Genomic DNA, 8,945 nt, shown 5'->3' with positions numbered 1-8,945 from the left:
CTGCTTTGTGCCATACTAGATCATCTTGCCAGTTCTTGTCTGACCAGGTTGGTATCAAAACTTCTTTCAAGCCATTTGGAGCTACTACATTGCGAATAACTGCATCAAAGGTTCCTGCCTCTGAATTATTATTCTCAATGGTGACAGTGCCACTTGGTTTAACGTGGTGTACTTCTGTTGTAGTCTCTGTGATGTAATTTCGTTTGTCAGCTTGATCTACATAATAAACATGGACATTGTATTTACCATCTTCATTTTTATGATCTGAGGCTTTGATGGTTGCTCGGTAGCTGCCGTCACTTTGACGAACTGCTTTATGCCAGACTAGATCATCTTGCCAGTTCTTATCTGACCAAGTTGGAACCAAGACTTCTTTCAAGCCATTTGGAGCTACTACATCGCGAATAACTGCATCAAAGGTTCCTGTTTCAACATTATTATTTTCAATTGTTAGCGTGCCACTTGACTTCTCTACTTTCTCAACCGGCAAACTATTATCTTCTGATTCTACCACTCGTGCGCGTGCGCCATATGGTGCGCGACTAACTACCACAGTTGGTGCTGGTCGCTCTGATGCAACCTTGTCGCTAGTGCCCTTGTCAGAAGACTGGTTATTGCTAAGAGTCGGTGTGGCAGGTGTTGCCTCTGTTGCAACGGTATTTTCTGTCTGAATACCTTTCTCAACTCCCACTCCTTCGCTTACAGTATTCTGCGCTTCTGATGAAGTTGTTGTTGCAACGACAGCTGATGTATTTTCTGGTGTTTGATCGGACGCATGTTGCTCATCGGCTTTGACTTGTTGTGTCGAAAAAGCTAACAAAACGGCTGTCCCAGCATAAAAAATAAGATCTTTCTTTTTCATGTATCTTCCCTTACAATTTTTTATACGGATTGTACCCACATAGTAGTATTATAGCACAAACCGCCGGATCAAGAAACAATATCATGAGAAGAATCCTATTTTTAAAGAAAAAAAGAAGGCCAGATTGGCCTTCTGATGAGCTTATGCAAAAATTGAGAAGAAAGGTGCTCCAAGCTTATTATCCATCGGATCTTTACTCTTAATGGAGTGAAGATAGTTAATGGAGTACCAGCCGTTGTTGCCACTATTATAAGGATCGCGAACATAGGTTCTTCCATTGTCATAACCATGCAAGACCAATTCATGAGTATAAGGATCGCTAGTAAATTGGCTATTACCTACTGCAGCAAGTACATGCTTGCCAGCCATGAGGGCTTCTGCAATGCCTCCAGCTCCATTAATCAATTGGCTCTTCAAGCCCCAGTTACGAGTGGCAGCTACAATCCCATCAGAATCTGTTCCTGCTTCACCTTTGTTGAATGAATCAGTATTGTTGTAGAGATAATCAGCTACTGTTGTTGGCAAAATAGTTCTACCTAGGATATCTGTGAAGGTCATAGCAAGGGAGGTTGGCACACAACCTGACTGATCGACATTGCTCACACCGTAATATTTCCCAGCCCAACGAGGATCACGTTGAGAATAATAGGTTGTTTGTGGATTCACCTTTTGATTTCGTGGAGACAAGGCTGTCTGACCGAGGTTAAAACCTTCAACTCCCCCATCTTTGTAGTCTACATAGACGTGAGTGGTATAGTTGCCCGCTTCATTACCGTGATTATTGGCAGAGACAGTGATTTCTGTATGCATACCTGTCGGTGTTGCGGAATACCAGTAAAGATTTTCTTGGTGCGCTTTAGACCAAGCTGCGACACGAATATTCTTAATCTGACGTCCCTGAGGTGCCTGATCTACAGCTACTGTATAAGTCCCGTTCGTTGCATTGACATTCTTGATAGCAACTTGCGTCTTAGTCATGGCATTTCGGAATTCCACGTCTGTAGTCGTGGTACCAACACCTACACGAGAACCATCATTTTGGATGTAGTAAAGATGAACATGGTACTTACCAGTAGAGTTCTTATGATCGCTCGCTTTGACAGATACCTTGTAGTCTCCGTTCGCTTGACGAGTCGCTTCGTACCAGCGGAGATCATCCTGTCCATCTTTATCCGACCATGTAGGAACTTGAACAGTCCGCACCCCTTTAGGGCTGTAGACATCCTTGATGATGACGTCAAAGGTACCCGTATCTTTGTTGTTGTTTTGGATCAAGATCGTACCAGAACGACGGGCTTGACGCACTTCTGTCGTAGTCTCTGTGATGTAGTTTCGTTGATTATTTTGATCTACATAGTGGACATGGACGTTGTACTTACCATCTTCATTCTTATGATCACTCGCTTTTATCGTTGCACGGTAGCTGCCATCACTTTGACGAACTGCCTTGTGCCATACTATATCATCTTGCCAGTTCTTGTCTGACCAGGTTGGAACCAAGACTTCTTTCAAGCCATTTGGTGCAACAACATTACGAATAACTGCATCAAACGTGCCTGTTTCAACATTATTGTTCTCAATCGTTAACGTACCACTTGGTTTAATTTGATTAATTTGTTTAACTTCTGTAACTGTCTCTGTCACATAACTTCGACGATTGTTTGCATCGATAAAATGTACATGGACATTATATTTACCTGTGTCGTTCTTATGATCACTCGCTTTGATCGTTGCACGGTAGCTGCCATCACTTTGACGAACTGCCTTGTGCCATACTATATCATCTTGCCAGTCCTTATCTGACCAGGTTGGAACCAAGACTTCTTTCAAACCATTTGGTGCAACAACATTACGAATAACTGCATCAAACGTGCCTGTTTCAACATTATTATTCTCAATCGTTAATGTACCACTTGGTTTTAAATTCTCTGGACGTTTTCCAATATAAACATTTGTCGTTGTTCCACCCACACCCGTCATTTGTCCATTATTCTGAACATAGTAAAGGTGAACATTATAAAGACCGGTTGAGTTTTTATGGTCCGCTGCTTTTACATTGACGGTATAGGTCCCATTTGCTTGACGATTGGCTGTATACCAAACAAGGTCATCTTGACCACCTGTTTCTGACCAGATCGGTACAGAAACGGTTCGAACTCCATTTGGTGCCTTAACATTTGAGATGACAACGTCAAAGCGGCCCGTCATGGTATCGTTATTGACAATGTCAATCTTCCCACTCAAGCTGCCTTCTGTTGGGTCCGCTGCAGGTTTTGAGTTCGCTGTGAAGCGACCGGTATAGTCCACACTGTGGTCAAAGAGGTGTTTCCCTGGAAGCAATTCCGCTTGAGAAGTGAACTGCCAGGCGCCAGCTTTCCCATTGTAACGCAAGCTTTTCGCATCGTTTACAGACAGTTTTGGAGAAGGATATTGGGCAACCCAGAAATTCTGAAGCCCAAATTGAGCGGTGTTGACGGGACCTTTCTTGCGAAGGTTGTTTTCATCCAACCAGCTGGCACTGGTGTAGAACATCAAGTTGGTGTAGCCATTTTTACGCATTTCGTCCGCCCAAGCTTGGGTGTTGCGGTTAATGTTTGGCTGCATCTTGGCATCCTCAAAGTCATTGACCATGAGGGTGTTCTTTGGAATATTCAAGCGTTGCGCCTCTGCAATGTAGAATCGCGCTTCTGCACGCGCTGCTTCCTCAGAAGTATAGCGTGAGAAGTGGTAGGTCGATACTTGCAGACCCGCAGCTTGTGCATTACGAATTTGGTTCTCCGCATTCGGGTTCTTGTACCAAGTGTCTTCTGTCAATTTGACAACGACACCGCCTACGCCTTTATTAGCTAGGGTACGGTAGTCTCCAATACTAATGTCTCCGTTATGGCTACTCACATCAACGAATGATTTTGGCTGAACCGCCACATCTGTTGAACGACCAGCTGGAGCGTGAGCGCCCGTGTTAAAGAAAGTCGTGCTTCCTGTATTAGACGGAAGAGGAGTTTCTTCTTTCTCAGTCGTCGATGCTTCTGTAGCTTTCTCTACAGATGGGGTTCCACTTTCTGAAGCCGCGACCTTGCTCGCAGGTGCCACAGGCTGTTCGGTCACATTTGCTGGTGCTGCATAGTTACTTGCGATAGGTGCTACCGACTTTTCAGCAACGGCCACTTCTGGCACTTTTTCAGCTTGGACTTGCTTGCCTTCAGTAGTAGCGGCCTCGTTTGAAACCAGCTCATCTGCACTGACTCCCTGAGCAGATACAGCCATCAAGACTGCCGCTCCGGCATAAAAAATAAGATCTTTCTTTTTCATATAAACTTCCCTTTATACAAATTTTATACGTTAATCATTTTACCACACGGTTTCAGCGATGAAAAGTTTTATAAGGCAAATTTTTAAAATTAGTGATATTTTTTTGAAAAACTAAAAAAAGAAGTCTGTCTGACTTCTTTTGATCTTATGATAAATGCTTTAAGGCTGTCTTTAAATAGTGACCATCTCGGATTTCCTGACCAACACGCTTGGCATTGTCTACCAAATCTTGGTAATCGGCATCTGAAAGATTGTCGATTGTCTCCTTCAAGTCATGAAGAGACTCCACTGCAATCCCACAGCCCTTCTCAAGCACAAAGTGAGACAAGGCTGACTGTTTCCACACCACCAGCGGGAGGCCCGATGCTAGATAAAGCGACGCCTTGTGAGAGTTGTTGTAGCGAAGGTACTCGCCAAAAACACCACTACAGGTTTCCGCACTATCCCCATCCCAGACAAGTCCAAAACCACCCTCAAGGGCTGCAGGAAGCTCATCCGGTAGGAAGGATCCAAAGTAAGTTTCATTCTCTAAAGCTCTACTTTCATCAAAACCAACACCATAGAGGTTATAGGCAGGTTCTGCAGGAAGACCATAGAGATAACCAGCTTTTTCCTGGGCCAAATTACCTGCCACAATCATCGGCTGGTCTTTTGTTTGGCCACTCTTCTCTTGGAAATTTGGAATCAAATAGTCGAAAATGCCCAGGCTAACAATCTTATCTTCCGCAATCCCTTTATCCACCAAAACTGACTTCATAATAGGATTGTGGGCAATAATGCCATCAGCTTCAGCAAGCAAACCTGATTCCTGAATCTTCATTCGAATTCTATGTTTCAAAGGAACAGCTTGACCATTCATGAAACGAAGTGCATCTAAATCGTGGATAATAAAGTTGATTTTTATACCTCTTTTTCTTGCTTTTTTTACAAGAAATGTGGTGAAAAAACTATGGTGAAGCATTGGAAACTGGATCAGCAACTCATCTCCTTGCTTTAGTTGATCCAAGGCTTGACCAAAAGCCTTTGCCTTATGGCGTTGAGCCGCAAGGGTACTCATCTGATACCAATTATCGACAGAAAGGACTAAAGGATGATAGCCTTCTTCTTTCACAATACTTTCTACGTCATTGCGTGCTTTATTTCCTGCGTTCTTTACGTTGACATCATGCAGGAATTCTTCTTTTAAGTAGTATTTCATAAATTATGGTTTCTTTCAATCAAACTCATTTGCTACAACTTCTAGAGCACGCTCAATGACCACATGCATGTCGTAGTATTTATAATCTGCAAGACGTCCACAGAAGATAACCTTGTCATTTTTCTCAGCTTCTTCTTGGTACTTAGCAAACATGGCATTGTTCTTTTCATCATTGATTGGGTAGTATGGTTCATCTCCACGTTTCCAATCAGCTGGGTATTCACGTGTGATAACTGTCTTAGGTTGTGTACCATACTCAAAATGCTTATGCTCAATAATACGAGTATAAGGAATCTCACGCTCTGTGTAGTTGACCACGGCGTTTCCTTGATAATTTTCTTCATCCAAGACTTCGTGTTCAAAACGAAGACTGCGGTACTCCAACTCACCGTGTTTGTAATCAAAGTACTGATCAATCATTCCTGTGAAGACCACTTTTTCAGCTGAAACTTCCAGCTCTTCACGATTGGCAAAGAAGTCAACCCCAAGCTCTACTTCTACATCACCTAGCATGTTTTCAATGATGACATTGTATCCACCGATTGGAATTCCTTGGTAACGGTCATTAAAATAGTTGTTATCAAAGGTCAAACGAACTGGAAGACGTTTGATGATAAATGGTGGAAGGTCTGTTGCAGAACGTCCCCACTGCTTTTCTGTATAGCCCTTGATCAACTTTTCGTAGATATCTGGACCAATCAACTTGATGGCTTGTTCTTCCAAGTTTTTTGGCTCAACATCTTTCATATCAGCCGTTTGCTCAGCAATCTTATCCTTAACCTCTTGAGGAGTCTTGGTTCCCCACATAGCATAGAAAGTGTTCATGTTAAAGGGAAGATTGTAGAGGCTCCCCTTGTAGTTAGCCACTGGTGAGTTGATATAGTTGTTGAATTCAGCGAATTGGTTGACATAGTCCCACACTTTTTTGTTGGACGTATGGAAAATGTGGGCACCGTACTTATGGACGTTGATACCTTCAACCTCTTCGCAGTAGATATTTCCACCGATGTGATCTCTCTTGTCAATCACTTTTACTTTTTTACCACGTTTTGTAGCTTCATGTGCGAAAATGGCTCCAGACAAACCAGCACCAACAATTAGATAATCGTACATCAAAAACTCCTTTTTATAACTTAACTATTCGATTGATATAAGGGATTTTCATTAATATCATAGTTATTAGAAAACTAATCATTAATGTGAATACAGGGAAAAATAAGTATACACCTACTATGTTAAATCCTATCAACTTTTGCCATATTTTCATAATATAGGTATGTATAATAAATACCCCCATCGTTTGGACTGATAACAAGTAGATCATTCTATATTTAGAAGCATCAATAGTTAGCGTCAATAAAGTAAGAAATAGTCCTAAACTAATTACTTTCACCAAAAGATTGTCATAAAAAAATTCAGCAAAAAGATTATGATAAGTATTTTTTGCTATGAAAAATAATATTATCGGTGAAATCAATAACAAAAGTATGCTAACAATTTTCATCCATCCCTTAAAGATTGATTTTAAATTATCTATATCGAATTGTGCTACAAAGCCACCTAAAATATAGTAAAAGAACCAAGTCCATAATCTAAACGTCTGTATAACATAAATTTGCACTGGCATTTGAAGCAAAAAATTTATCAATTCAAAAATCAAACCAATAATTGTTAATACAGATAGAAAGTATAAATAACTTCTTTTTGAATGTAAATACTTCTTCAATATCGGCAAACATAAATAAACTAGTATTAATGAGCCGAAAAACCAAAATTGGAAGAAATAACCCTTTTGTAGCAAAGAAGCCAAAATTTTTTTAATTGGATTAATTGTGAAGTCTCTTTTAAGTAACCAGATGATAACAGTCCATGACGACACTGTTATTAGAACCCATTTTATTTTATGTAGTATATAGGGATATGTTATCTTGCTTTTGCCCAATAATAAATAACCATTCACCATAAAAAACAAGGGAATTGAATAAGTACCTAGATAATATAAATAAGATGAGTAATTCCATTGCCCTGTTTCCTTAAACCCTGGCATCGTAGTGTGAAGCAAAACAACTCCGATACAAGCAATTATTTTAATCAAGTCTAAGTTTATATTCCGTATTTTCTTCATTTCTAATTTTTCCCTATTATTTGTTTTAATTCTTTTACATCTACCACTTTCAGAACTAGAATAGCAAGCAGGTAAATGATTCCACCAAGCACCGCATATACGAGTACATTTAGGGTAGGGGTGAAATGTAGGAACGGTCTTACAAGTTGCAAGAGGCCATACATCAGAGCAGATGCGAACATAATTTTTGTCATCGCACCGATAATTGGAACTTCCTTGAGGTAATGACGGGTATAGTACAATTGAATCAGCCATACCAAAGATTCTGTTAAGACGGATACAATGGCTGCACCGATAAAACCAAAACGAGGCAAGAAGAGCAGGTTCAACCCGACACTGACGATAGCAGGAATGGTGGTGGATAGCATAAATTCTTTGTTCTTATCATGCGGGATAAGAATTTGAATCCCCATAATATTGGTCCATCCGATAAAGAACATACGGAAGATCATGATAGCGATGGCATAGCGAGCATCTTGGAAATCTTTTCCCAAGAAAAATTGAACAAAGTCATCGTTAACAATCAGCATGCCTGCAATGATTGGGAAAATCACCAAATTATAAACCAAAAAGGACATTTGGTGCATCTTATTGACAGCCTTGTGGTCTCCCGACGACAAGAGGCTCGATACACGGGGCAACATAACGCTTCCCAGTGAGGTGACTAAGGTCAACAAAATATTTACGAGTTTTAAGGCTTGGTCGTAAATCCCTACATCCTTTGTAGAAGCAAGTGCCCCCAGCATGGTCCGATCCAAGGTGACATAGAGGGAAATGGCAATCTGCGGTAAAAAGAGCAGAATGACTGGCTTCAAATGCACCCGTGCATAGGCCATATCAAAACGGGCTTTCCCAATAAATTCACGGGCAGGTAGCCACATACTAAGCTGACCTAAGAGCTCAAAGATGGTGAGCAAGAATACATAGAGATAAAGATCATTGGCAGATTTGACAAACAAGAAGATGGAGATGACTCCAACCAGTTTGACCGTGATATTTCGAACAGTAATTTTACGAAAATCTTCCAATCCCTGAAAAAGCCAGGAGATGTCCAGTCCTTTTGAAACTAAACTGAGCCCCAAAATATAGGCCACAGGATTTTGCATCGAAGGAAGCGACAAGCACAGCAAGACATAGAGCAGGATGGAAACAAAGGTCGCACCTAACTGGAGGGTATAAATCCCCCAAAAATTCTTTCGGATCTCTTGCAGGTGCCCTGAAATCTCCTTAGTACCATAATTTGCTACCCCTAAAGTCGCTAAAAGGATAAAGTAGGTAACAATGGAGTTGAAATAGCCGTAAGTTCCTAAATCTTCAGAGCTAAATACCCGAGTGACATATGGGGTAGTGATAATCGGTAGGATAATCACCAGTAGCTGGTAGGAAAGATTATAGGCGTAATTTTTAAGAACTTTCATAAGTACAATAACTTGTTTTAGCCTTCCTTT

6 protein-coding genes are annotated in these 8,945 nt (G+C 40.9%); all 6 read right to left on the bottom strand.

Going from position 1 to position 8,945, the window contains the following annotated elements:
• Positions 1–862: GBS Bsp-like repeat-containing protein (locus O3646_RS10125; RefSeq protein WP_371610837.1), on the bottom strand; the 862-nt coding region annotated here is incomplete at its 3' end.
• A 141-nt stretch (positions 863–1,003) separates the two neighbouring features.
• Entirely contained in the window at positions 1,004–4,174 is a 3,171-nt protein-coding gene (locus O3646_RS10120; protein ID WP_371610836.1) for a GBS Bsp-like repeat-containing protein, read from the bottom strand.
• A 145-nt stretch (positions 4,175–4,319) separates the two neighbouring features.
• On the bottom strand, positions 4,320–5,372 hold the full coding sequence (locus tag O3646_RS10115) for a galactofuranosyltransferase (protein WP_371610835.1): 1,053 nt from the start codon (positions 5,370–5,372) through the stop codon (positions 4,320–4,322).
• A gap of 15 nt (positions 5,373–5,387) precedes the next feature.
• Positions 5,388–6,485 carry a UDP-galactopyranose mutase gene (glf, locus tag O3646_RS10110; RefSeq protein ID WP_371610834.1) on the bottom strand — a complete coding sequence of 366 codons (1,098 nt, stop codon included), beginning with the start codon at positions 6,483–6,485 and terminating at the stop codon, positions 5,388–5,390.
• A gap of 13 nt (positions 6,486–6,498) precedes the next feature.
• Complete coding sequence (locus tag O3646_RS10105) at positions 6,499–7,497, bottom strand: acyltransferase (RefSeq protein ID WP_371610833.1); 999 nt, start codon at positions 7,495–7,497, stop codon at positions 6,499–6,501.
• A gap of 2 nt (positions 7,498–7,499) precedes the next feature.
• On the bottom strand, positions 7,500–8,915 hold the full coding sequence (locus O3646_RS10100; RefSeq protein WP_003097109.1) for a flippase: 1,416 nt from the start codon (positions 8,913–8,915) through the stop codon (positions 7,500–7,502).
• Between the last annotated feature and the right edge of the window lie 30 nt (positions 8,916–8,945).

The organism is Streptococcus sp. 27098_8_148, assembly GCF_041432105.1.
GTDB classification, from domain to species: domain Bacteria; phylum Bacillota; class Bacilli; order Lactobacillales; family Streptococcaceae; genus Streptococcus; species Streptococcus parasanguinis_AE.
The sequence above is the reverse complement of the archived record's forward strand: the minus strand, read 5'-3'. Positions and strand labels throughout refer to the sequence as shown.